Origin of the sequence: Lachnoclostridium sp. Marseille-P6806, from assembly GCF_964238185.1 — a bacterium.
In the GTDB taxonomy this organism is placed as follows: Bacteria; Bacillota; Clostridia; order Lachnospirales; family Lachnospiraceae; genus Brotaphodocola.
The window spans coordinates 171,461-194,951 of the sequence record NZ_CAXSLG010000001.1; the positions used below are offsets into that span (position 1 = coordinate 171,461).

General features: G+C 46.0%; 21 protein-coding genes and 1 riboswitch. Of the genes, 3 read left to right on the top strand and 18 right to left on the bottom strand.

Annotated features, from left to right (window positions below):
• Positions 1–5 precede the first annotated feature (5 nt).
• The 5 genes from dctP to ACESON_RS00760 form a co-directional block, all read right to left on the bottom strand.
• Positions 6–1,028, bottom strand: a complete 1,023-nt coding sequence (gene dctP, locus ACESON_RS00740; RefSeq protein ID WP_373107999.1) for a TRAP transporter substrate-binding protein DctP — start codon at positions 1,026–1,028, stop codon at positions 6–8.
• 262 nt (positions 1,029–1,290) lie between these two features.
• Complete coding sequence (locus ACESON_RS00745) at positions 1,291–2,748, bottom strand: serine hydrolase domain-containing protein (RefSeq protein WP_373108000.1); 1,458 nt, start codon at positions 2,746–2,748, stop codon at positions 1,291–1,293.
• A gap of 15 nt (positions 2,749–2,763) precedes the next feature.
• Positions 2,764–4,047: an SLC13 family permease gene (locus tag ACESON_RS00750; protein WP_177958663.1), complete on the bottom strand. Its 1,284-nt coding sequence runs from the start codon at positions 4,045–4,047 to the stop codon at positions 2,764–2,766.
• A 128-nt stretch (positions 4,048–4,175) separates the two neighbouring features.
• The gene (locus ACESON_RS00755; RefSeq protein WP_373108002.1) at positions 4,176–5,138 is read right to left on the bottom strand and encodes a LysR family transcriptional regulator; all 963 of its coding nucleotides are present in this window, start codon (positions 5,136–5,138) and stop codon (positions 4,176–4,178) included.
• 197 nt (positions 5,139–5,335) lie between these two features.
• Positions 5,336–6,343 carry a Gfo/Idh/MocA family protein gene (locus ACESON_RS00760; protein WP_373108003.1) on the bottom strand — a complete coding sequence of 336 codons (1,008 nt, stop codon included), beginning with the start codon at positions 6,341–6,343 and terminating at the stop codon, positions 5,336–5,338.
• A gap of 369 nt (positions 6,344–6,712) precedes the next feature.
• Here ACESON_RS00760 and ACESON_RS00765 point away from each other — a divergent pair, with 369 nt between their 5' ends.
• Positions 6,713–7,741, top strand: coding sequence for a 3-deoxy-7-phosphoheptulonate synthase (locus ACESON_RS00765; RefSeq protein ID WP_177960158.1), 1,029 nt, complete (start codon positions 6,713–6,715; stop codon positions 7,739–7,741).
• 157 nt (positions 7,742–7,898) lie between these two features.
• Here the strand turns inward: ACESON_RS00765 and ACESON_RS00770 are convergent, their stop codons facing one another.
• From ACESON_RS00770 to uxuA, 3 genes are all read right to left on the bottom strand, one after another.
• Positions 7,899–9,509 (bottom strand): mannitol dehydrogenase family protein, encoded by a 1,611-nt coding sequence (locus tag ACESON_RS00770; protein ID WP_177960156.1) that lies wholly within the window; start codon positions 9,507–9,509, stop codon positions 7,899–7,901.
• Between the two features lie 65 nt (positions 9,510–9,574).
• On the bottom strand, positions 9,575–10,249 hold the full coding sequence (locus ACESON_RS00775; protein WP_177960155.1) for an FCD domain-containing protein: 675 nt from the start codon (positions 10,247–10,249) through the stop codon (positions 9,575–9,577).
• A gap of 81 nt (positions 10,250–10,330) precedes the next feature.
• The gene (gene uxuA, locus ACESON_RS00780) at positions 10,331–11,413 is read right to left on the bottom strand and encodes a mannonate dehydratase (RefSeq protein ID WP_177960154.1); all 1,083 of its coding nucleotides are present in this window, start codon (positions 11,411–11,413) and stop codon (positions 10,331–10,333) included.
• Positions 11,414–11,788: 375 nt separating this feature from the next.
• Here uxuA and ACESON_RS00785 point away from each other — a divergent pair, with 375 nt between their 5' ends.
• Positions 11,789–12,343 carry a YcxB family protein gene (locus tag ACESON_RS00785; RefSeq protein WP_373108005.1) on the top strand — a complete coding sequence of 185 codons (555 nt, stop codon included), beginning with the start codon at positions 11,789–11,791 and terminating at the stop codon, positions 12,341–12,343.
• 108 nt (positions 12,344–12,451) lie between these two features.
• On the opposite strand, the gene ACESON_RS00790 is transcribed toward ACESON_RS00785, so the two are convergent.
• The 6 genes from ACESON_RS00790 to ACESON_RS00815 form a co-directional block, all read right to left on the bottom strand.
• A complete protein-coding gene (locus ACESON_RS00790; protein WP_177960151.1) occupies positions 12,452–13,732 on the bottom strand; it encodes a DUF1576 domain-containing protein in 1,281 nt (426 codons plus the stop codon).
• Between the two features lie 136 nt (positions 13,733–13,868).
• Entirely contained in the window at positions 13,869–14,702 is an 834-nt protein-coding gene (locus ACESON_RS00795; RefSeq protein WP_373108008.1) for an undecaprenyl-diphosphate phosphatase, read from the bottom strand.
• Positions 14,703–14,706: 4 nt separating this feature from the next.
• Positions 14,707–15,390: a uracil-DNA glycosylase gene (locus ACESON_RS00800; RefSeq protein WP_177958334.1), complete on the bottom strand. Its 684-nt coding sequence runs from the start codon at positions 15,388–15,390 to the stop codon at positions 14,707–14,709.
• A gap of 105 nt (positions 15,391–15,495) precedes the next feature.
• Complete coding sequence (gene hisF / locus ACESON_RS00805; RefSeq protein WP_177958335.1) at positions 15,496–16,257, bottom strand: imidazole glycerol phosphate synthase subunit HisF; 762 nt, start codon at positions 16,255–16,257, stop codon at positions 15,496–15,498.
• 25 nt (positions 16,258–16,282) lie between these two features.
• Entirely contained in the window at positions 16,283–16,888 is a 606-nt protein-coding gene (gene hisH, locus ACESON_RS00810) for an imidazole glycerol phosphate synthase subunit HisH (RefSeq protein WP_373108009.1), read from the bottom strand.
• Between the two features lie 57 nt (positions 16,889–16,945).
• Positions 16,946–17,740 (bottom strand): hypothetical protein, encoded by a 795-nt coding sequence (locus tag ACESON_RS00815; protein ID WP_373108012.1) that lies wholly within the window; start codon positions 17,738–17,740, stop codon positions 16,946–16,948.
• Between the two features lie 219 nt (positions 17,741–17,959).
• Here ACESON_RS00815 and ACESON_RS00820 point away from each other — a divergent pair, with 219 nt between their 5' ends.
• A complete protein-coding gene (locus ACESON_RS00820) occupies positions 17,960–18,286 on the top strand; it encodes a hypothetical protein (protein WP_373108013.1) in 327 nt (108 codons plus the stop codon).
• Between the two features lie 161 nt (positions 18,287–18,447).
• Here the strand turns inward: ACESON_RS00820 and ACESON_RS00825 are convergent, their stop codons facing one another.
• The 4 genes from ACESON_RS00825 to ACESON_RS00840 form a co-directional block, all read right to left on the bottom strand.
• The gene (locus tag ACESON_RS00825; protein ID WP_177958338.1) at positions 18,448–19,536 is read right to left on the bottom strand and encodes a PfkB family carbohydrate kinase; all 1,089 of its coding nucleotides are present in this window, start codon (positions 19,534–19,536) and stop codon (positions 18,448–18,450) included.
• Between the two features lie 266 nt (positions 19,537–19,802).
• On the bottom strand, positions 19,803–20,951 hold the full coding sequence (fucO, locus tag ACESON_RS00830) for a lactaldehyde reductase (RefSeq protein ID WP_177958339.1): 1,149 nt from the start codon (positions 20,949–20,951) through the stop codon (positions 19,803–19,805).
• A 189-nt stretch (positions 20,952–21,140) separates the two neighbouring features.
• Positions 21,141–21,707: a TetR/AcrR family transcriptional regulator C-terminal domain-containing protein gene (locus ACESON_RS00835; RefSeq protein ID WP_177958340.1), complete on the bottom strand. Its 567-nt coding sequence runs from the start codon at positions 21,705–21,707 to the stop codon at positions 21,141–21,143.
• 157 nt (positions 21,708–21,864) lie between these two features.
• Positions 21,865–23,073, bottom strand: a complete 1,209-nt coding sequence (locus ACESON_RS00840; protein WP_177958341.1) for a class I SAM-dependent methyltransferase — start codon at positions 23,071–23,073, stop codon at positions 21,865–21,867.
• 234 nt (positions 23,074–23,307) lie between these two features.
• Positions 23,308–23,403, top strand: a riboswitch (purine riboswitch).
• Positions 23,404–23,491 lie beyond the last annotated feature (88 nt).

The window sequence follows — 23,491 nt, forward strand, 5'->3', positions numbered from 1 at the left end:
CCTCCTTATTCAGCATATTTCTGAATATCATCGTAAAGTTCCTTATAGCTTTCTCCCTTTGCACAGAACTTTTCATGCACCGGCTGTACTGCCTCAATAAATGCAGTTTTGTCAATATCCCGGTAAACATGAACACCATGGCTTTCTGCCTCTTCCATAGCTTCTGCCATCATGCCGTTATAAAGATTTTTAAAATTGTCATTGGCCTTCTGAATGGCTTCTTTCAGATATTCCTGCTGCTCTGGAGTCATTTTATTCCAGGTCTTGGTGCTGATGATATAAATATCCGGTGAGTATTGATGCTCAGTATAGGTATAGGATTTTACCAGATCCTGATGTCCGTCTACGGTCAGCGCCAGCTCAGTATTTTCTGCGCCGTCCACAATTCCCTGCTGAAGAGAGCTGTAGGTTTCTCCGCTCGCCATGGGAACCGGTGAACCGCCCATCAGTTCAATCATATCCATGGAAGTGGAGCTGGGCATGGAACGAATTTTCTTTCCTTTCAGTACCGAAGGATCCGTACAGGCTACATCCTCCTTCAGATAAAAGTTGCGGGAACCGTTGGCATAGTATCCAATAGCAATATAACCGTCCTCCTCTGTGGAACGAAACAGCTCCTTTACCTTCTCACTCTGCTCACAGGCATCATAATAGTGCTGCTGGCTCTGGAACAGATAGGGAATGGCAAAAATAGAATACTCATCCTTAAACTGTCCCAGAGTGTTGGAGCTGACCTTCGCCATATCAAGTACTCCGGCCTTTACCATCTCAATCTCTTCCTTCTCTGTTCCCAGTACACCGCTGGCGTAGATGGAAACCTTCAGCTTCTGGCTGGGATCCTCTGCTGCAAACTCTGAAATCTTTGCAATGGAATCTGCAATTTCAGAGCCTTCTGCCTGGTTATGAGCCAGACGAAGCTCTAAAACATCGCTGTCCGAATCCCCTGCTACTGAAAAAAATGTTGCTCCTACAATCAGAATTCCAGCACAGGTTGCTGCAATTCCAAGCGATTTTTTCCAACTTTTCATATTTGTTTTCCCCTTTTTCTTATGAAATGATTCCATAAAATTCCGGACTTTTTCATGAAATCTTCCAGTGTTTTCTACAATTTTCTCATGTATACATGTGATTTGTCTGTAATTCTACTGTATCACAGACCCCAAGCCGTTTCTTCTTCTTAATTGACGGGAATTTTTCATTTTCAAACTATATTGTACTGAAAGGCTTCCCGAACAGAAAAGGCGGTATAGAACAAGGAAATATCTTCCTGTTTTACACCGCCCCTCAGGCTTAAGATGCTTCTCCTATTTTATTTTTTATAATCAGTACAGGCCTCTCCCTGTCCTGCGAATTCATATTCACCCATCGCTCGATCTTCACTTGTTCTTCTTCAAAACGAATACTTACGTGGTCAAAAAATGCCATTTCAGGGAAACGCCACTCCATCATCAGCGTATGGAAATCGCTCCAGTAAGCAATGGCATCAATCCGTAACACTGCCGGCTCATACTGATGGTGAAGATAGGATCCTGTCATGGTTGTCATTCCATTTATCCAATGATCCAATCCAGCCAAAACCTCATGCCGGCCGCGCCCATCTTCCATGACATATAGAAGCCGGTCTTCGTCAAAATGAACTTCTATTCGCCGGACTCCATCCTGATTTTTCTCCGGAGTCCAAAAAAAATCCCGAGCTTCCAGACCTATATGATTCTTTACAGATATATTTTTTCCCTCCAGCGTCATGCAAAGCCCCTTTTGCCGCAATATCTCTGCCATTTTATGGTCATCCTGCAGCACCTCTTCATTGGCCTTCACCTTATCAACAATTTCTCTCTGAAACAGTTTCATGGCTGCGTAATGTTCATCTGCTGCCGTAATGGCAAATACCATATCAAGGGCAGGCACAAGCCCGCAGGTCTGTCCAAACATCCCCCGCCCCGCCCAGATATCCTCTGTATGCTCCCAGTGATAATTATATTGAAGGCCGTCCACCGGAGGAATCGGATCTGCATATCCCATGGCGTAATCTACCCACTTTTCCGGAATCAGCTGTTCTCCCTGCCACCTTCCTTTATTCAGATAGAGAAGTCCTATCCGCAGCATATCTTCTGTTGTCAAGGATACTCCATTTCCTCCAGAGCAAACGCCCTCAGGACTCATCATCCATGGAAATTCCGTCAGACCAATCTTTTTTCCCACACGCTCCCAAATTAGTTCTCTGCAGGTCTTTTTTTCCAACAGCTGTACAATATAGGAAAGAATATAGCTGTTTCCGCTGGAATACATATAAACCTCTCCCGGCTCTTTATCAAAGGGAACCTTAAAATAGGCATCCTTCCAGCTGCTCTTTAATGGACGCCATTCATTTCCACCAATACTGCGCTGCTGTCCGCTTCTCATGGTAATCAGATTTCGGATTGTACAGGCACGCAGGTATTCATTGGCGCTCTCCGCATATTCTGGAAAAAACTTTAAAATCGGATCATCCAGATTCAGAAGTCCGTCTCCATAAGCAAGGGCTGCTGCCGTATTGGTCACAATTTTCGTAAAGGAATGCATGATGTGGGGGATATCCGCCTTGTATGGGGCGTTGTATGCCTCAAAAATTACCTTTCCATGGCAGGCTATCATGATTCCATGAATTTCTGATTCAGCCTTTTCACAGGCATTTAAAAAATTAATAATATATTCCGCGCGAATTCCCTCCCGGAAAGGAAGGGATCGCTCAAGCTCCTGTCTCATCATCAACAGCTCCTTTTCTTAGAAGAATGGGAATACCTGGGGAAGAATTGCCACACAGCAGATCCAGGTAATAATCAACAAAGGCCAGCCAAAACGGGCAAAATCCTGGAATTTCAGCTTTGTGAAAACCATCATAGTCTGGTTTGTTCCGGATGCAATGGGAGTTAAATAGGAACATCCGGCTCCAATGGCAATTGCCAAAACGATGGCCTGTGGATTGGCTCCCAGAGTCTCTGCAATGGAAATGCCAACCGGAGCAAGCATCCCTGCACAAGCCATGTTGTTCATAAACTGAGTTCCCACAGACGCGCCGATACACAGCACTGCTGTAATCAGATACAGATTTCTGGATTCACCGATTACATGGATAATAGCAGTTCCAAACAGATCTCCCAGACCACTCTGATTCATAATGGCAATCATCAGGTTAATACCTGCGCAGAAGAGAATCATATTGGCATCTAGAGAACTGATTGCCTCCTTTGGAGTTACTATTGTTGTCAGAACAGCAATTGCAATCATGGCATATCCTACAAAGTTGGGATCAATAGAAATCACCTTCAGAGATTTCAGCACCAGCGCAGCTACAAATACCACGAATGCAGTCCCTACTACCTTCTGCTTATTCTTCTGCTCTGCCGTTAGTGTCTGCGCTACAATCTCGTCGCCAAAATCATCATAGGATTTGCACCACCGGTTCATCACTACCATATAGATACCGCCCAGAATAAAAATTGGGATACCAACCCAGGCAAAATCCAGCATTCCAAACAGCGCCAGTCCGGCCTCCTCTAGAGCGGAGTTTGCATAAACATTCGTAGGGGTTCCAATCAGGGTAATCGCTCCGCCCAAAGTAGTAGAAAAAATTACAAACAATACCAGCTTAGAAAGGCTGATCCGGTTCTTTCTTGCAATGCTCTTTAACACAGGAAGAAATGCCAGCGCCACATAGCTGTTTTGAAGCACTGTAGAAATCAGGCCGGAGAACACATATACGATTGCAAAAATCATCATTTCCTTTCGCTTTCCTGTTTGAGAGCTGGTTGCCCGATCCAGAAAATCGCCAATTACCACATCCAGCCCCGTAGCCGCAATCATACCTGAAAACATACATATAATCACCATCAGATGAAGACTGGAGCTGTTTAATACATTATAAACGGCATTAGCATCCATCACCTTTGCCAGAAACGCAATGGGAGCAATACACACAAAGGTCATCCAGTTGGGAAGCTTCGGGTGAGCCAGAACAGCAACAAAAATAATCAGGCAGATAAATGCCCAAATCAAAGACATATTCATACGATATCCTCCTTCAAGAAACTGCACTGTATTTTACTCTGCTGGCCGGCATCGTTTTGATAAACCCAGTATAAGCTCTTTCGGCAGATTTCGCCAATGCTGAAATAAAATAAGGGTATAGCATAATGCTATACCCTCAACTTTCCAGCATCTCCCAATCTGGAAAAAATCGTCCTTTCTCCTTCCTGAAGTGCCGCCTTAATGCAGGAAATACAATAGGTTTCCTCTGGTGAAAAAAACTTGGTTTGAAGAGAAAGAACAGCTGCACAAGACAGCTCATCTCCTCCTACCTGGTAAAAATTCAGTCGCTCTGCCCGATTGACATAGGCAAGATGTCCCGTAGCCACAATACAGCAGCCCAGTCCGCTTTCTGCTGCCTGAATCGCCAGGGGACTGCTTGTTACCAAAAGCCTGGGCACAATAGGATACTTCATCTGATGAGCCAGTCGGTCAATTCCCTTTCTGACAGAAGTGGTTTCTTCTTGAAGGATAAAATCCATTTTCGGAAGCTTCCCCAGATTTATCTTCGGAAACACCTCCTTTTTTCCCTTCTCCGTATAGGCGCTGATATCATAACGGTCAGGAACAATCAAAATATACGGTTCCCGAACCAACATATCGATTCCAAAATCGGAATTCAACTCCAACGCCGGACCTATGACAAAGTCATACTTTCCTTCTCTCAAAGCTACCTCAATATCCTTTGACATAATATTGTACATCTCTACATCGCATCCCGGATATCGTTTTTTCACCTTTTCAGCCACATTATATGCGGAAAGAGAAGCTGAATTCAATGTCATTCCCACTCGAATCCGATTGGTATTTTTACGCTGAAACTCCCTCAGCTCATGCTCCATGGTTCCCCGAAGAAGCTTGATTTCCTTAGCATATTTCAGATAGATTTTCCCAGCCTCAGTCAACTCCGTTCCATTAATTGTCCGGACAAACAGACTGAATCCCAGCTCATTTTCCAGATTGGAAAGATACCTGCTCAAAGAAGGCTGACTGATATAAAGCACCTCTGCCGCCTGCGAAATGCTTCTGCACTCCGCCACCGCAATCACATAATCAATGTCCCGTTCCATCATCTCCTCCTGAATCAAGGGCACATCCATTATATATAGATGCTTCCCATTTCCCTGAAAAAGATAGAAAAAGTCACCAGCCGGAGTGTGTTCCCGGGATATTCAAAGTGAGACCGGACACCTCCGATACAGCCGAAACTGCACTCCTCCCGGAACTGGCGACAGCTTTATTTTACCACCAGATGATTCCAGTGACAAGCTCATTCTTTTCCCTCTCTAGTCAGACAAGCCTCTGCCGAAAGGCTCCCTCTCTGCCCTGCCGCATTCTCCAGAATCTCCATCATCATAACCGTATGCTTCATCATTTCCCGGCAGGAACTCCAGTCCTTTCTGTGAAGCTGACCTGCAAATTCCGCCATTTCTCCTGTCAATGTCCCCGGTGCCGAATCCTCTGCCAGAAGCCGCTGCTCGCCATCCACAGTGATCTCTGCCCGTGCCGCCGAGCTTACAGGTCCCTCAATTCGAATCCAGCCCTTTGTTCCCTGGATAAGGGCCCCGCAGGGGCTGGAAGAATCCTTGGCCCCGCTGCAGATTCCCAGAAAGTTTCCATACTTCAAAACTGCCGTTCCTGAGGTATCCACTCCATTAAATCCAAGATTTGCATAATAATCCACCTCTTCCGGCCTTCCAAACAAACCTGTCACGAAATGGAGATTATAAAGATTAATGTCATACAGACATCCTCCGCTGCAGGCAGGATCAAAAGCCGGAAGAACAATCCCCTGTTCATACTGTCTGTACCGGCTGGATATTCTGGAATAATTACACTGTACCATTTTCACAGCTCCAATCTCTCCCAAATGCCTCTTTACCGCCTGAAAAACGGGAGAATAGGGAATCTTAAAAGCCTCCCACAAAAAAAGTCCTTTTTCATCAGCCAGAGCTGCCAGCTCTTTTGCTTCGCAGGCTGTCACAGTAAAAGGTTTCTCGCAGATCACATGCTTTCCCGCTTCCAATGCCTTTTTTGCATATTCATAATGCATTTGATTGACAATTCCAATATAAACAGTATCCATATCTTCCCGTTCCAGAAAGGTTCTGTAATCCGTATCCACAGCTGGTATTCCAAACTCTTCAGCCAGATCTCGCCCCTTCTCCAGGCTCTTCGCCCGAACACAGATAGCTGACAATTCAATCTCCGAAATCCCTTTTATATCCTGAAGCATCCGTCTTACTATCATGCCATTTCCTGCAATTCCAATCCGCATAATTTTCTCCCTTCTGCAGCTCTGATGCCTCGTCCTGAACAGTTACAATTTCTGTATTGTTCTATTATATCAGATTATTCTTAATTACAGCAATCCCATGAAAGAAAATTTATATGCCATCGTTGCATTTTCTGCCTTCCCATATTATAATAAAACGTAATTGTTCAGAACGGCGAGAGAACTGACAGGAACAGCCGCATCAAGCTTGCTTGTAAGCGGATTTTCCCGCCAGTTCTCTCATCGAAGGAATCTCCGGTGCTTCTTGTTCGGCTTTGCCGGACAAGACGATGCCCCGTCCTGAATAGTTGCAATAAAACGTAAATCTTGCGAATGGCAAGGGAATGTAGATTATACAAAGGAGATACTGCGATGGGGTATGAATTTATTAATAAGCTGCCGACTCCGGCAGAAATAAAAGAACAGTTTCCGCTGCCTGTAGAGTGCGTAGCTGCCAAGGCTCAGCGGGATGAAGAAGTAAAAAAAGCAATCAGCGGACAGAGTGACAAGTTTCTTGTTATTATCGGTCCCTGCTCTGCTGACAATGAAGATTCCGTTCTGGATTATACAAGCCGTCTGGTAAAACTTCAGGAGGATACCAAGGATAAGCTGATCCTGATTCCCCGCATCTACACCAACAAGCCCAGAACCACTGGCGACGGGTATAAGGGTATGCTTCATCAGCCTGATCCGGAAAAACGTCCCAGCATGGCTGACGGTCTTCATGCAATCCGCCACCTTCATATGCGTGTGTTAATGGAAACCGGTCTTTCCACTGCTGATGAAATGCTGTATCCGGACAATGTCAGCTACCTGGATGACATTATGTCCTATATTGCTGTAGGGGCCCGCTCCGTGGAAAACCAGCAGCACCGTCTTGTTTCCAGCGGCTGTCATGTTCCGGTAGGCATGAAAAATCCTACCAGCGGCGATTTGTCCGTTATGCTCAATTCCGTTCATGCTGCCCAGCACGGCCACGAGTTTATTATGCGGGACTGGGAGGTAAAAACAGAAGGCAATCCCTGGACACACACCATCCTGCGGGGTGCTGTCAGCAAACATGGCCAGTGCCTGCCCAACTACCACTACGAGGATCTGATGCTGCTTCATCAGCTTTACATGGAACGGAATCTGGTAAATCCGGCCTGCATTGTAGACGCTAACCACTCCAACTCCAACAAGCAGTACAAGGAGCAGATCCGCATTGTAAAAGAAGTGCTTCACAGCCGCCGCCACTCTGCTGATTTGAATTCCTTTATCAAGGGCGTTATGATTGAAAGCTATATTGAAGAAGGCAATCAGAAGATAGGGGAACACTGCTACGGAAAATCCATTACAGATCCCTGTCTTGGATGGGAAGATTCCGAGCGTCTCATTTACGAGATTGCAGAGGGCGTATAAACTTTTTTCGCCTGTGCCAGGACACACGTTCTTATGAAAGAAAAAACGAGGGTATCGCTCCACCATCTCATTTGATGATTTTGCGATACCCTCATTAAATCTTTTTCTCGCGAGTTTTTCCGCTGCCCTTAACAGGCTACAGCATATCTTTACTTATTTATGCAAGATATTTCTTCAGAGTTGCTCTTACAGCGCCGGTTCCTGCAATCTCTTCCAGGAACATTTCCTCGATCTTCTCACCAATTCCTGCTTCATACAAATCAATTCCAAAAATATTTGCATTAGACAGGATGCCCTTCAGCTGTCCCTTGTAGGTTTCCGGATGGCCTACCTCAATGCCCTCCAGAGCCTGTACCAGCTCCGGAACCATCGGATCTGCAGACAGTTCAAACTTCTCACCATCATCCTGAACACCCAGCAGGTAACGACACCAGCCGGCAATTGCCAGCGGAATGGCAGTCAGCTTCTTTGCATCGCCGTATTTTGCTACATAGGATTTAATGGTTTCGCCGTAGCGGATGCCTACCTTCTGAGAGGTATCTGTTGCAATACGCTGGGGCGTATCCGGCATAAATGGGTTAGGAATACGGACATTGATTACTTCATCTACAAATGCCTCCGGAGACAGGATTCCCGGATTGGTAACAACCGGCATACCCTCAACTGGACCAATCTGATGAACCAGCTTATTCAGCTCTTCGTCTTTCATCTCATTGGCAATCAAATCATATCCCAGAACACAGCCATAAACTGCCAGAGCTGTATGCAGCGGATTCAGACAGGTAGTAACCTTCATACGCTCTACCTTGTTTACAGTATCACGATCTGTCATATAAACGCCTGCCTTTTCCAGAGCCGGACGGCCATTGGGGAATTTGTCCTCAATAACCAGGTACTGGGGACCTTCTGCGTTTACAAACGGAGCGATATAGGTTTTCTTGGAGGTAATAACCGGAGCCATACCCTCAACCCCTGCCTTTTCCAGCTCTTCACATACAGAATCAGCCGGTCTTGGGGTGATCTTATCAATCATACTCCAGGGGAATGCAACCTGCTTTTCATCGCAGAGATAGTCCACAAATTCAGCAGACACGAAGCCCTTCTTCTCCCACTCTTTTGCCATAGTTACGATGGAATTCTGCAGCTTCTCACCATTGTGTGAGCAGTTATCCATGGAAACAACAGACAGAGGATACTTTCCTGCCTGGAATCTTTCCCAAAGCAGAGCACACACAACTGCCATCGCAGAGCCTGCCTTATCTGGGCCATTATCAATATCAGCCTGAATAAACGGGAAGAAATTGCCTTCTGCATTTTTCAGAGCATATCCCTTCTCGGTAATAGTAAAGGAAATCATCTGTAAATCCGGATTTACAAAAATCTCTTTCAGGCGGTTCCACTCTTCAGCAACACCAGACTGAGCCTTGATAGCCTCTGTCAGGGAACCCAGAACTGCCTTGTCAGTGGAGCCATCAGCCTTTAAGGTAACAGCCAGAACCAGATTGTCATAGGGCTTGTAAATCTTGTCTACTACGTCAAAATCAAAGGTCTCCACACAGGTAATTCCCTTGTCCAGAGCGCCTTCCTCAATCAGCTTATCTGCCAGCCCGCCAATAAAAATACGGAAAATATTTCCTGCGCCAAAATGCACCCATACCGGAGCTTTTCTCGTATTTTCTGCCAGCTTCTCCACGTCATAAGACGGAAGCTTAATGCCTGCAGCCTGCCATGCTGCCGTATCCTTTAATCCTGCTAATGTCAGTTTCATATCGTCACACTTTCCTTTTTGGTTTCGTTTACTGGTCACTTTATCAATGTCCGCACAAGACTCCCTCACTGAAAGTACTGCGGATACTGCTCCCGAAGAGCTTTTTCATCAACTTTATAGCGGTTTAAATGCTTTTCCATCAGCTGTCTGGCCGCCTCCTGGTCATGGGCTGCCACTGCTTCACAGATATTTCTGTGATCGCTCATCCACAGATGCTCCTTCACTGCCGTAACAGCCAGACTGCGAACCCGGTCAAAATGAACCGTAATGCTCTGCATCATCTCATAAGCCTGCATCCGTCCTGCAATCTGAAACAGCAGGCGATGGAATTCATCATCCATTTCCAGAAGCCTCTCTGAAGAGCCATGCTGATAATAAAACTCCTGAAGAGCAACACTCTCCTTCAGCTGCTCTAGCTGCTCCTGTGTCGCCCGTTCACAGGCAAGCTGCACCACTGCTACCTCCAGTACACTGCGGACAAACTGCGCCTCCTCTACCAGATTGTAGTCAATTGGCGCTACCACACTGCCTCGCTGGGGGTATATCTCAACAATTTTAACCTTTGCCAAATCCAGCAGGGCTTCCCGGACCGGCGTCCGGGACAGATTCATCCAGGATGCCAGTTCCCGGTCGCTGATAACAGCTCCCGGTTCAAGTTCCAGAGAAATAATCTTGTCCCGAATCACCCGTTTTGCGTAATCACGTCCTCTTTCGTGGGGATATCGTTCTGTCAGCACCATGGTATCTACTCCCCCTTATTCTGTCCTGCGAAAAGCCGAAGAATCCTTTCCCTTCCGGTTTTCTTCAGCCTGAAAAATGACTTATTTGTTTGTCATTTTATCAATGGCTTCCCACAGACCATTTAAGTATACAGCTCCCAGAGCTCGGTCATACAGGCCATATCCCGGACGGCCAACCTCATCCCAGATCATTCTTCCGTGATCCGGACGAACATATACATCGTGAGGACAGGTATCGTAAACAGCCTTTACAATCTCAAACAGATCCAGATCACCAGCAGAAGACAGATGAGCTGCCTCACGGAACTTATGGTGTCCCAGATATTTTACATTGCGGATATGGAGGCAGGCAATCCGATCCATCTCGCCAAAGTGACGGATAATAGCCGGAATATCATTGTCCGGATTAGAGCCCAGAGAACCGGTACACAGGCACAGTGCATTTGCCGGTGAATCATGAAGAGCAACAATCTTGTCAAAATCTTCCTGGCTGTGAGAAATACGCGGCAGTCCGAAAATTGGCCATGCCGGATCATCCGGATGAACAGCCATCTTTACGCCAACCTCTTCACATACCGGAATTACTGCATCCAGGAAATACTTGTAGTTCTCACGCAGCTTGTCCGGAGTAATGCTCTCGTATCTCTTTAAAGTAGTCTCCAGCTCAGCCAGACGCTCCGGCTCCCATCCCGGCAGGGTAAATCCGTTGCAGTTTTCAATGGTATTCTTTACCAGATCTACCGGAGTCATATCGCCTAATTCCTTCTCATCGAAATACAGGCTGTTGGATCCGTCCTCCGGAATCTCTCTGGCCAGGTCAGTACGCAGCCAGTCAAATACTGGCATAAAGTTGTATACAATAACCTTGATACCGTATTTTGCCAGATTGCGGATTGTGGTAATGTAGTTTGCAATATACTCGTCACGAGTAGGAAGACCCATCTTAATGTCCTCGTGCACGTTAACACTCTCAATAACCTCACACTCCAGACCTGCTGCATGAACCTCGTCTACATAAGCCTTGATCTCTTCCTCGGTCCAAACCTCTCCGGCTGCCTTGTAATCCAGAACGCCCATCAGACCGCTCATACCCGGGATCTGGCGAATCTGCTTTAAGGTAATGGAATCACTGTCAGAACCATACCAGCGGAATGTCATTTTCATATTGCATGTCCTCCTTAAAATAAAATTAAAATATAGTTTTCCTGTTTGCGCTCCGGTCATACACCGAAAGCCTGCTGCTGATCTGATTATATCACCATTTTTTCTATTGGTCAACTAATATATTAGTATTTTATCGGAAATTTGCACGATATTTTTTCTAAAAAACCTCTGTCTTTCCCTGTTTTGTCGTAATACACGCTTTCTATACAGGCAACAGCAAAAATAAGAACATATTCCTGTCATGTAGCTTCCTGCCAGAGGTCTTGTGATTTTACAAATTTTGCGATATGATATAGTTTAAAGTTTCCACAACTGTTCAGGAAACAACCGCTGACCTGAACGATTGTAGGTTTTTCAAGAAAAGAGGATATTTTTATGAGACCTGATACCATTGTTACTTCTTCCAGAATTGACAAATCTATTTTCTGCCATTTTGCCATATTTGATTCTATGGTATTCCGCAAACATTTCCGTTCCCCTGCCATTTTTGCAGGCATTATGGGTGTTTTCGCCTGCATTTGCTACACCCAGATCGGAAAAGCAGAGCAGGCCGCTCTTTTGGGAAATGTGCTCCTGGCCATAGGCCTGATTCTTCCAGCTGTATATTTCGGACATTTTTACATGGATCTTCAGGCTCAGTCTAAGAAGCTCAAGCTGGAGACCCCCAAACATGTCTATACTATATCCATGACAACAGCGCCGGACGGCATCACCATTGTAACCCCTTCCGGTGAGGGCGGAACCCTTCGCCTCCGGTGGGAACATATTTATCAGGTATACCGGGTAAAAGACTGTATCTATTTTTACATTTCTGCCCGTCAGGCATTCCTTCTTCCTGAGGGACAGAGTAATGTGGAGACCGACGAGCTGTGGACATTTCTGGGAGAAATGCTTCCGGCTGAAAAGGTTATTGATCGAAGAAAGCATTAAGATAAAGGAGCGCTGCAAAACAGGTGATTACTCACCTATGAAGCAGCGCTCCTTTATCTTTTCTATTGTAGCTGTTCAGGATGGGGGCATTACTAATTATCATTCTTCCTACAGCGACAGTCCTCCTCTCGCCCTCGCTCTTCGGTCCATTACAGACTGAATGACAGGAACCAGGAAAATTGCCACAATTCCTCCTGCAAATCCATTGTTATACAGGTTCATTCCACCGTAAACAATGCCCACATTCAGCGCTACAGAAGAGTGAAGGAAGCCTGCGAGAACTCCCGCAAGGATACCGAACTCCCCGGCAATCGGCGCCAGTGTTGTTGAAAGGAGCAGAGCCAGCTGTGCAGACGGATCCGTAATGGACCAGTTTTTCGCCACGCTGGCCAGGCACACGCCTGCCATAACCGGAAGAATATTTCTCAGATGCTTTCCTGTAGCGCTGAAGCCTACAACCGTAAAAATACTGCCTATGGTTGGGCCGTTCAGCTCGCCGCCTAAAGCCACCAGAATAATCATGGATGCCAGGCCGTTGACTCCCATATTGATCAGAGTCGCACTTCCGCCCTCTGTCTTATAATAGTCCGTGCCGCCCAGGCCATAGCATTTTAAAATATTCCTGTATCCCCGCACAGCCTCCTTTTTTCCGGAAAGAACGCCGTAGAGAATCATTCCTCCAAAAAGTACGAAGAGCAGCGCCAGAAACATACCATTATTTCCTTCAGACCAGATCAGCCTGGACTCAATGGTAATGCCAAAGGATTTAAACATAGAAACAATTACCGTAGCGATAATGCCTCCCGCAAACCCCACATTATAAAGAGAATATCCCTTGTGAGAATAATGAACATGGGTACACAAAGGCGGAAGTACAAAGCCGATTACCGTACCAGTAAGAATACAAAGCCCCATTCTCACCGGAATCGGCAGCTCCCACATCTGCATGACCTGTGTAATAATCGGGGAAAGGCTTGTCCCATAATATCCAATATAAATATACCGGGACACTGAGGTTCTGTGATACCGGGCATAAAGAAATACACCCAGCATAATCGCCCAGATATTCAGAAGATTTTTTCCGAACAGAGAAAATCCGAACATCAGACAGGCAGAGGTGATGGTATGTCCGTCAAAATCCATCCCCAGCCCGTATACAATTCCAATACTTACTAACGTCAGGATGCCGGCATTGACAAATGCAGCTCCTACTCCTCCAATAATAAAATAGTCTGTAATCAGAAAATCCGGTTCCCGGATAATCGTAAAGATTCCCTGCAGAATCTCTCCTGGAGACTGCAGGAAAAATCCCACCAGGATAAAATATGCCGGAACAAGCGCCAGAAACAGAAACTGTCTGTCCCTCGACCGCGGCTTTTTTATATTCATCAGCTGTCCTTTCTGTTATCTGCCCGTTTTCCGGGCTGCTTTTTTCAGTTACAAGGGTTCCGAACGGCAGGGCATTTCTGCCGTCCGGAACTGTTGTTTTCTTTGAATCACAAGGGCATCTGTCCCGCAGAATTTACTATTTCATCAATCCTACAGCTGTAAAATATGCCAGAACAATCACACCAAGAACGATCCGGTAATATCCGAAAAGCTTAAAGTTATTTCTCCTGATATATCCCATCAAAAACTTAATGGAATAAACAGACACAAGAAATGCTACTACCATACCGAAAAACAGATAGAAAATCTCTACTCCGCTGAAATCAAACCCAAATTTCAGGATTTTCAGAAGGCTTGCGCCAAACATCACAGGAATACCCAGGAAGAAAGAAAACTCCGCCGCCACCCCCCGGGAACAGCCCAGAATCATAGCGCCAAGAATCGTTGCCCCGGAACGGGAGGTTCCAGGAATCAGAGAAAGTACCTGAAACAGGCCGATATAAAGCGCAGTCTGATAGGTTATCTGCGCGGTTCGCTGAATAGGAAATTCTGTGTACTGGTTTCTGTTTTCCAATACAATAAACAAAACTCCGTACAGCACCAGCATAGCCGCTACCACATAAGCATTGTACAAATGGGCATCCAGCCAGTCATCCAGCAAAAGTCCAAACACTGCTGCCGGAAGACAGGCCACTGCAATCTTAATCCAGAGATGGACCGTGGCTATCTTCTGTCCCTGAGTTTTCCCTCTGTCAAAGGGATTCAGCCTGTGGAAATACAAAACCACAACTGCCAGAATAGCCCCCAATTGAATTACAACGCGAAACATTTTCATAAATTCTTCTGTGACATGAAGCTGGATAATCTCATCCACAAGAATCATGTGTCCTGTGCTGCTGATGGGAAGCCATTCTGTAAAGCCCTCCACGATTCCAAGCACCAGAACCTTTAAAATCTCAATAAAATCCATGAGCTTATTCTCCTTTTCTATTTTCAATCTGCCAGTCAATCGGTGTCAGTCCGTTCTTCTCCAGATATGCATTTGTCTGCGAAAACGGTCTGCTGCCAAAAAATCCCCGATAGGCAGACAGGGGACTGGGATGAGGTGCCTCCAGAATCAAATGTCTGGGATTCGTCAGCATCACCTTTTTCGTCTGAGCCGGTCTTCCCCACAAAATAAATACCATAGGGCGATCCTGGTCATTTAAAATCCGGATAGCTGCATCTGTAAATTCCTCCCAGCCGATTCCCCTGTGGGAATTGGCCGCATGAGCCCGCACCGTCAGTACCGTATTCAAAAGCATCACTCCCTGTTTTGCCCATTTTACCAGATATCCGTTGTCCGGTATGTAGCAGCCCAGATCATCGTGAAGCTCCTGATAAATATTCACCAGTGACGGCGGAATCTCCACATCAGGCTTTACAGAAAAACAAAGTCCATGAGCCTGACCTACATTGTGATAGGGATCCTGCCCAAGAATCACAACCTTTACCTGAGACAGAGGTGTAAATTCAAAGGCATTAAAAATATCATTGGCATCGGGAAAAATCTGCCTTGTTTCATATTCCCGCTTCACGGTATCATACAGTTTTTTGTAATATGGCTTCTTAAATTCTACGCTCAAGGGCTCCAGCCAGTCATTTGCAATGGCTCCCATCTTTCTCTCCTTTTCTTCTTATCACTTATCAGTATCCTTCTATGCAACCATTCCGGACAGTCATAATTATCATGCTTTCCTGCATTGTTTTGAAGTCCCACGGACTTACAGACGCATCGGAAGCCCCCGCTCCCGAAGATAGCGCTTCAACTCCCGAATCTCCAGCTCCTTATAGTGGAACAGAGAAGCCGCCAGAGCTGCATCTGCACCGCCAACTGTAAGGGCATCGTAAAAATGCTCCTTTGTGCCTGCGCCGCCGGAGGCAATAACAGGAACGGAAACATTGGCGGCAACCAGAGCTGTCAGCTCATTATCATACCCTGCCTTTGTGCCGTCACAATCCATGCTGGTTAAAAGAATCTCTCCCGCGCCCATATGATCAGCTTTCATGGCCCATTCCACTGCATCCAGTCCCGTATCGATTCTTCCTCCGTTTTTATACACATTCCATCCAGATCCGTCTTCCCGTCTTCTGGCATCAATCGCTACCACCACACACTGACGGCCGAACTTGTCTGCCGCATCTGATATCAGCTCCGGCGTATTAATAGCCGAGGAATTAATGGAAATCTTGTCAGCGCCCCCTCGCAGAAGCCGCCTGAAATCCTCCACTGTGCGGATTCCTCCGCCTACTGTAAAGGGTATAAATACGGTTTCCGCCACCCGGCGAACCATATCCACTACGGTTTCCCTGGCATCTGAGGATGCCGTGATATCCAGAAATACCAGCTCATCCGCACCGGCTCTGTCATAAGCCGCTGCAATCTCCACCGGATCTCCTGCATCCCGCAAATTCACAAAATTGACTCCCTTAACCACTCTCCCGCCATGAACATCCAGACAGGGAATAATCCTTTTCGTAAACATATGCCCATCCTCTCTTCCTTATCCGTCAAAGGCCGATAAAATTTTTCAGAATCTGAAGTCCTGTATCACTGCTCTTTTCCGGATGGAACTGGCAGGCAAATACATTTCCCGTTTCTACTGCTGCATGAATCACAACGCCGTAATCTGCAGAAGCCGCCACAATCTCCGGATCTGCAGCTTCCAGATAATAGGAATGGACAAAATATACGTAGGGCTCCTCTCCCAGCCCGGAAAACAGCCTGGTTTCTGGACGGAGGGTCAGGGAATTCCATCCCATATGCGGAATTTTAAGTCCCGGCGTATTCGGAATCCTGCGGATTTTCCCCTTTAGAATTCCCAGGCCGGGAACGCCCTGGCTTTCCTCACTTTCCTCAAACAAAAGCTGCAGTCCCAGGCAGATTCCCAGAAAAGGTGTCCCCTTCTGCACTACCTGACGGATAATCTCCACAAGTCCATACTGATGAAGCTTTTCCATGGCATCGCCGAAAGCGCCTACTCCTGGAAGAATCACCCGGTCTGCTGCCAGGATCTCCTCTCTGTCTCTGGTAATCACAGTCTCCTCCCCAAGAGCCTGCAGCGCCTTTTCCACACTTTTCAAATTTCCTGCATCGTAATCAATAATCGCTGTCATATTGTCTCCCCTTGTCTCTTTGCCCCGTTTGATGTCAACAGTTTATCATACTCTCTTTTATTTCACAACAAATTTCCGTATCCATTCCGGCGAAAAGGCCTTCACTCCCACAGCCCGTTCTCCCAGCTCTGCCGATGTCTGCGGAAAGGTTTTGTGTACCCGGCAGAAAAATGACTTCTGGTTAAAAAAACAAGTTTTTTCAAAGGGGAAACGGATCACTCCCGGATTTTCAAATCCACATCCCAATTCCAGAATCACAAGCTCTCTGTTCAGAGTTTTTGTCAGCCACTGGGTATATTTTTCCCACTGAGGCAAATATCCTTCCTCAATATAAGGAGTTGCCTGAATCGTGTTTCCTGTCAACGGTGCGCCGCAGTGAGGGCAGATATCATCCGGTATTTCTCCCAGTTCCCAGATATCCTTCGTACAACCCTCCGAGCACTGGCGCCAGTTTTCATTGCCGCAGGGCGCCACAATTCTCTGAAACCGGGTATCCTGCTCTGGACGCTTCTGCTCTTTTGGCGGAAAAAGGCGATCCATCAGGGCCATCGTCTCACTATCTGCAGAAGGGCAGGAGAAGGTCTCTTCCGGCTCCGGCTCTGAGGATACTGCCCTATCCATCCGGCTTCCCAGAGCTGTATCAAAAATCATTCCGTCCACCGCCATGGTTACAATAAAATAATCCTTATCTTTTATTAATTCATAAAGACTGTCATAGGCAGACAGCAGTTCCCTGTCATCGTTTATGCCCCGCTTCCACTCCTCCCCCAAACCGATTAAAACCTTGTCGGCTGAGGCGATTTTTTCTTTTACTTTCTCAATCAGTTCCGTATCTGAATAATGATCTGTCATATTTTTCTCTGTCCTTTTCTGTATTTTCCGTGTTCCGCTCGGCAGGTTCCCGCCCATTCCGGTATTTTCCTGCCTGCTCCGGCGATTTCCGTAAAACACATTATAACATATTTTTATCCGCCTGTTCGATCTCTTTTTTCACTGATTTTCCAAGGTTTCCTCTTGCAATTCTTCTCTATCTGTTGTACGCTGTTTTTATCACCAGCAGGGAGAGATACCATGAAAAAAACATTATCCATCAGTGTACTTGCCTGTGCGCTGGCGCTGACTTTTGCAGTTCCTGCCCTGGCTCATGGCCGCCAGGCCTGCAGACAGGATCCCGTCTGCCAGGAAACCCATCTGTGTGGAGAGAACTGCTCCTATCTTGATGAGGATGGAGACGGCATCTGTGATCACCGTCAGGACTGTCCGGAAGACTGTCCGGCTTATTCATCCGCCGAAAACAATGACCAGCCTGACTACCCGTACCGAGAGCAGGGCTCCGGCAGCGGACACCGCAGAGGGCATCATTCCGGCAGCGGTTATGGAAGACACTGCAGACGCTGAAACCGGCTGACTCTTTTCCTTTATTCAAAAATCCGGCAGAAGCCTTTCTTTCCAGAAAAGCCCTGCCGGATTTTCATGTTTTCATTCTTATTTCACGCCTTGCCAGGCCAAGCTTCCTTCCAGAATTCCTGGCTGCCTCAATTTCGCAAAATTTCCTGAAACTAACGCTTAATATCGTAGTTCATGTTCATCAGATTCTTAATGGAGTTTACATCATCAGTAATATTGGCATCTCCGTGGATGGTGTGCTTAATTGCACTGCTGGCTACAGCAAAATTAATCATATCCATTGCTTTATATCCATGAATCATTGCATAAATCAGACCACTGGCAAAGGCATCTCCGCCTCCTACCCGATCCAGAATATTAAAGGTAAACAGCTTACTTTCAAAGGTATGACCCTCATACCACATAAAGGCCTTTAAGCTGTTTTCACTTCCGCTGTGAGCATAGCGGACATGGCGGGCAATACACTGAAGATTCGGATAACGATCAATAAAATGCTGGAAAATCTCATCCTGCTGCTCATAACTGGGCTGTAAGGGCACACCGTCCTTCCAGTCTCCCTTTCTATGGTTTTCCTCATCCTTCCACAGATGATATGGCTCAATCCCCAGAAGCACATCAATATAGGGCAGGCACTTGGTACAGAAGTCCCGGGCCTCCTCCCAGCTCCACAGAAGGCTTCTGAAGTTTCCATCAAAGCTGACTGTCAGTCCTTTTTCCTTTGCCACGCTCAGACATCTCAGAATCAAATCACTGCAGTTCTGAGACAAAGCAGGAGTAATACCACTTAAATGCAGCCAGTCATAGCCGTCCAGCAGCTGCTCCACATCCAGACTGCTGAAATCATACTCAGCCATTGCGCTGTGCTTTCTGTCGTAAATTACTTTGCTGGGACGGATTCCATATCCAGTTTCCAGATAGTAGGTACCCAAACGCTGAGTCGGGGTCTCCTTTGGGCCTGTCAGAATCATCGGAGTGCAGTGTACATCACTGGAGCGAAGCCAGCGAACTGCGCTTTTTCCCAGGCTGTTATTGGGAACTACGCTGAAAAAGGTGCTGTCCACTCCCAGGTTGGCCAGAGCCATGGCAATATTTGCCTCGCTTCCGCCGTAGCTTGCCTCAAAATTTGTGGCCAAACGGATCTTCTCGTAATTGGGCGGTGTCAGACGCAGCATGATTTCACCAATCGTAATAAACTTTTTTGTGCTTGTAACATTCGTCCACAGAGGATTCTTATGTTCCATAAAATACCTTCCTTCCGGCCAGAAAATATGTAACAGTTCAGTTACGAAAATATATCAGCCTGTGTATAAAATTTTTCTACCATAAAATCATTTTATACGATCCACCGGTTTTATTCAATGGACAATCCCACAATTTCTATTTTTATTTTCTGAACATAATGTCAAAAAGGGGACTTTACAGAATAAATTTTCGTTATTCTGTAAAATCCCCAGGAAAATTCACCCTCTATTTTGTTAAAAACGTTTTTCGGATATCCGAACTTTTCCTACATCAGAGATTTGTAAAGCTCCTTGATCTCTGCAACAGAGGTATCTCTCGGGTTGCCCGGACAGCATGCATCTGCAAATGCAGACTCAGATAAGAAATCCAGATCCTCTTCTTTTACAATCGCCTTTAAGTCAGCAGGGATGCCTACGTCAGCAGACAGCTTCTTCACTGCGTCAACAGCTGCCTTGCGGTACTCCTCCTGTGTCATGCTGTCTGTACCCTCAACACCCATGGCTTTTGCAATATATTTGTACTTGTCTCCAGTGCAGGGAGCGTTGTACTCCATAATGGTAGGAAGCAGGATTGCATTTGCCACACCGTGAGGAGTATCATAAACAGCGCCCAGAGAATGTGCCATAGAATGAACAATTCCAAGACCAACATTGGAGAAGCCCATACCAGCTACATACTGTCCCAGAGCCATTCCCTCGCGGCCCTCCGGCGTATTGTCAACTGCGCCCCGCAGAGATTTGGAAATAATCTCGATCGCTTTCAGATGGAACATATCGGTCATTTCCCATGCGCCCTTGGTAATATATCCCTCAATTGCGTGGGTCAGAGCATCCATACCGGTTGCTGCGGTCAGTCCCTTTGGCATAGATGCCATCATATCCGGATCAATAACAGCAATAACAGGAATATCATGGGTATCTACACAAACGAATTTTCTCTTTTTCTCTACATCTGTAATAACATAGTTAATGGTAACCTCTGCTGCGGTACCTGCTGTAGTAGGAACTGCAATAATCGGCACGCAGGGCTTCTTGGTGGGAGCAACGCCCTCTAAACTTCTTACATCTGCAAATTCCGGATTGGTAATAATAATACCCACTGCCTTTGCAGTATCCATGGAAGAACCGCCGCCAATTGCAATAATATAGTCTGCGCCGGATGCCTTAAATGCAGCAACACCTGTCTGCACGTTTTCAATAGTGGGATTTGGCTTAATATCAGAGTAAATCTCATATGCCAGTCCGGCCTCGTCCAGAACGTCTGTTACCTTCTTAGTTACACCAAATTTAATCAAATCCGGGTCAGAGCATACAAATGCCTTTGCAAAACTTCTTGTTTTTACCTCTGCCGGAATTTCTTTAATGGCACCTGCGCCATGATAAGATGTCTCATTTAAAACAATTCTGTTCGCCATAATAAAAATCCTCCTTTGGGATATGGATCAGAGCAGGTTCTTTCTGGAGCTGCTTCTGATTGCTTCATGTACTGTCATTATTTTAACAATGTATAGAAAAAAAAGAAAGTGACAAAACACAAGCTTTGTCACTTTCTTCTTATTTTTGTCAGATCTTCACAAATATCATTATGCATTGAGTACAATATTCTAAAGCAGCCCCAGCTCTGAAAAAACCTTTTCCAGCTTGGGAGGCATTGCCTCTACCAGTTTATAGGACATCTGTTCCGGAGAGTCCTTCATTCCTCCCAGAACCCATTTTTCTGTCATATAGACAGAACCTCGACAATACATTTCCAACAGAAATTCCAGTTCCTCACTTAAGGGACGGCTGGTCTTTCTTGCTATCAGACTGATATAAAACTGCAGAATCAGTTCAAAATCATGCTCTTTAACTGAGTTGTAATCATCAGAACGGAATGCCTCTGTAAAAAACGCCTTCTCACTGCGGATAAACTCAAACTTCTGGGTCAGACTCTCCCCTACAGTATGTCCCACACCAATCTGTTCAAAGGACTGAAGCACCAGCTTGTCAAAATACCAGTTGATCAAATCATACTTGTCCTTAAAATTCCGATAAAAGGTCTGGCGTGTCAGACCGCAGCCCTCCACAATATCCTTTACTGTAATCCGATCTACCGGCGTTGTTTTCATACACTCCTTAATAGAGGCCGCCAGCTTGTACTTTGTATTCAGGCCCTTTTCCTGTTCTGCCATCCCGTTTCCTCCCCTGCCGTTCCGGTTTTTATCTCTATTTTTCTGTCCTGTATGTTTTTTATTTATTGCTTCTGGCAGTCCCTCGTTTACCTTCTGCCTCAATTAGGAGCTGGTCTTCGCCGGTTCCTGGTTTCCGCGTCTGAATCCGGCCTGATTTTTATTTCTCATCACACACCTGGAAAATATAAAACTTCAGATAATAGGACGCCTGTTCTCCGCCTGTCCACAAAATCGGATGATCCGCTGCCTGAGTACGGTATTCCACCTGTCTCAGCCGTTTGTGAGCTCCTGCAGCCGCTTCCCGGATCGTTTTTGTAAACAGATCCGGATCCATAAAATGAGAGCAGGAGCAGGTCGCCAGATAGCCGCCATCCTTCACCAGCTTCAGTCCTCTGATATTAATCTCCCGGTATCCCTTCACCGCATTCTTAATAGAACTGCGTGACTTTGTAAATGCAGGAGGATCCAGAATCACCACATCATACCGCTCCCCCTTCTGCTCCAGTTCCGGAAGCAGATCAAACACGTCAGCGCAGACAAAAGATACCCGATCAGACAGTCCGTTTAACTCCGCATTCTCTCTGGCCTGATCCACACCCAGCTGAGAGGCATCCACTCCCAGCACAGACTTTGCTCCGGCAATTCCGGCATTTAAAGCAAAGGAGCCTGTATGCGTAAAGCAGTCCAGCACCTTCTTCCCCTTACACAGCCTCTGAATCGCCAGGCGGTTATACTTCTGATCCAGGAAAAATCCTGTTTTCTGCCCGTCCTGTACATCCACCAGATACCGGACACCATTTTCCACAATCTCCACCTTTGTGTCAAAGGGTTCTCCTACAAAGCCCTTATATCGCTCCATGCCCTCCTGCTGCCGTACCTTGGCGTCACTGCGTTCATAGATCCCCCGAATTTCAATGCCCTCCTCCGCCAGAACCTTTTTCAGCTTTTCCAGAATTACTGGTTTCCACCGGTCAATACCAAGAGCCAGAGATTCGACTACCAGAACGTCACTGAATTTATCAACCACGATTCCCGGAAGGAAATCTGCCTCCCCAAAAATCACACGGCAGCTGGATGTATCTGTCACTGTCTTTCTGTATTCCCAGGCATTGCGAACCCGCATTTCAATAAAGTCTTCATTTACCTCTGTGTCCGCTTTTCTTGTCATCATGCGAACAGTAATTTTGGAACGGGTATTGATAAATCCCTGTCCCATGGGATATCCGTCAAAATCCTCCACACGAACCATGTCTCCGTTTTCATAATCACCCTGAATTTCTGCAATCTCATTATCGTAAATCCAGGCGCCGCCGGCCTTTAAACTGCGGCCCTCGCCTTTTTTTAATTTTACAGATGCGGTTGTCATAAAGACTCCTTCCTCTTTCTCTCTTCATAATTTTATACTGTAGTCTGACTTCTATTTTAACTGTTTAAAGGAAAATGGGCAAGAGCATCTTACCCTGAGAATGTTCTAAAATTTTTTTAGGTTTTTCACAATGTTTTTTGTGCATTTTCGCCAATTTATAGATGTTTTTTTTCACAGGAACGCCATAGACTTAACACTTCTTTTACGATATAATCAATTCATCAAATGAAAACAAAATATTTTTTGTTACCAATATGTATATCCTGGGGATTGGCCCAGAGTCTCTACCAACTGCCTACAGAGTTGACTACATATCTTATGTAGTCAGCTCTTTTTTTCCCTTTGTATAGTAGATTCTCTGCGTTTTCCCCTAATCTAAACAAAAAAACATTGGTTCAAAAAAGTAAGGAGGCATCAA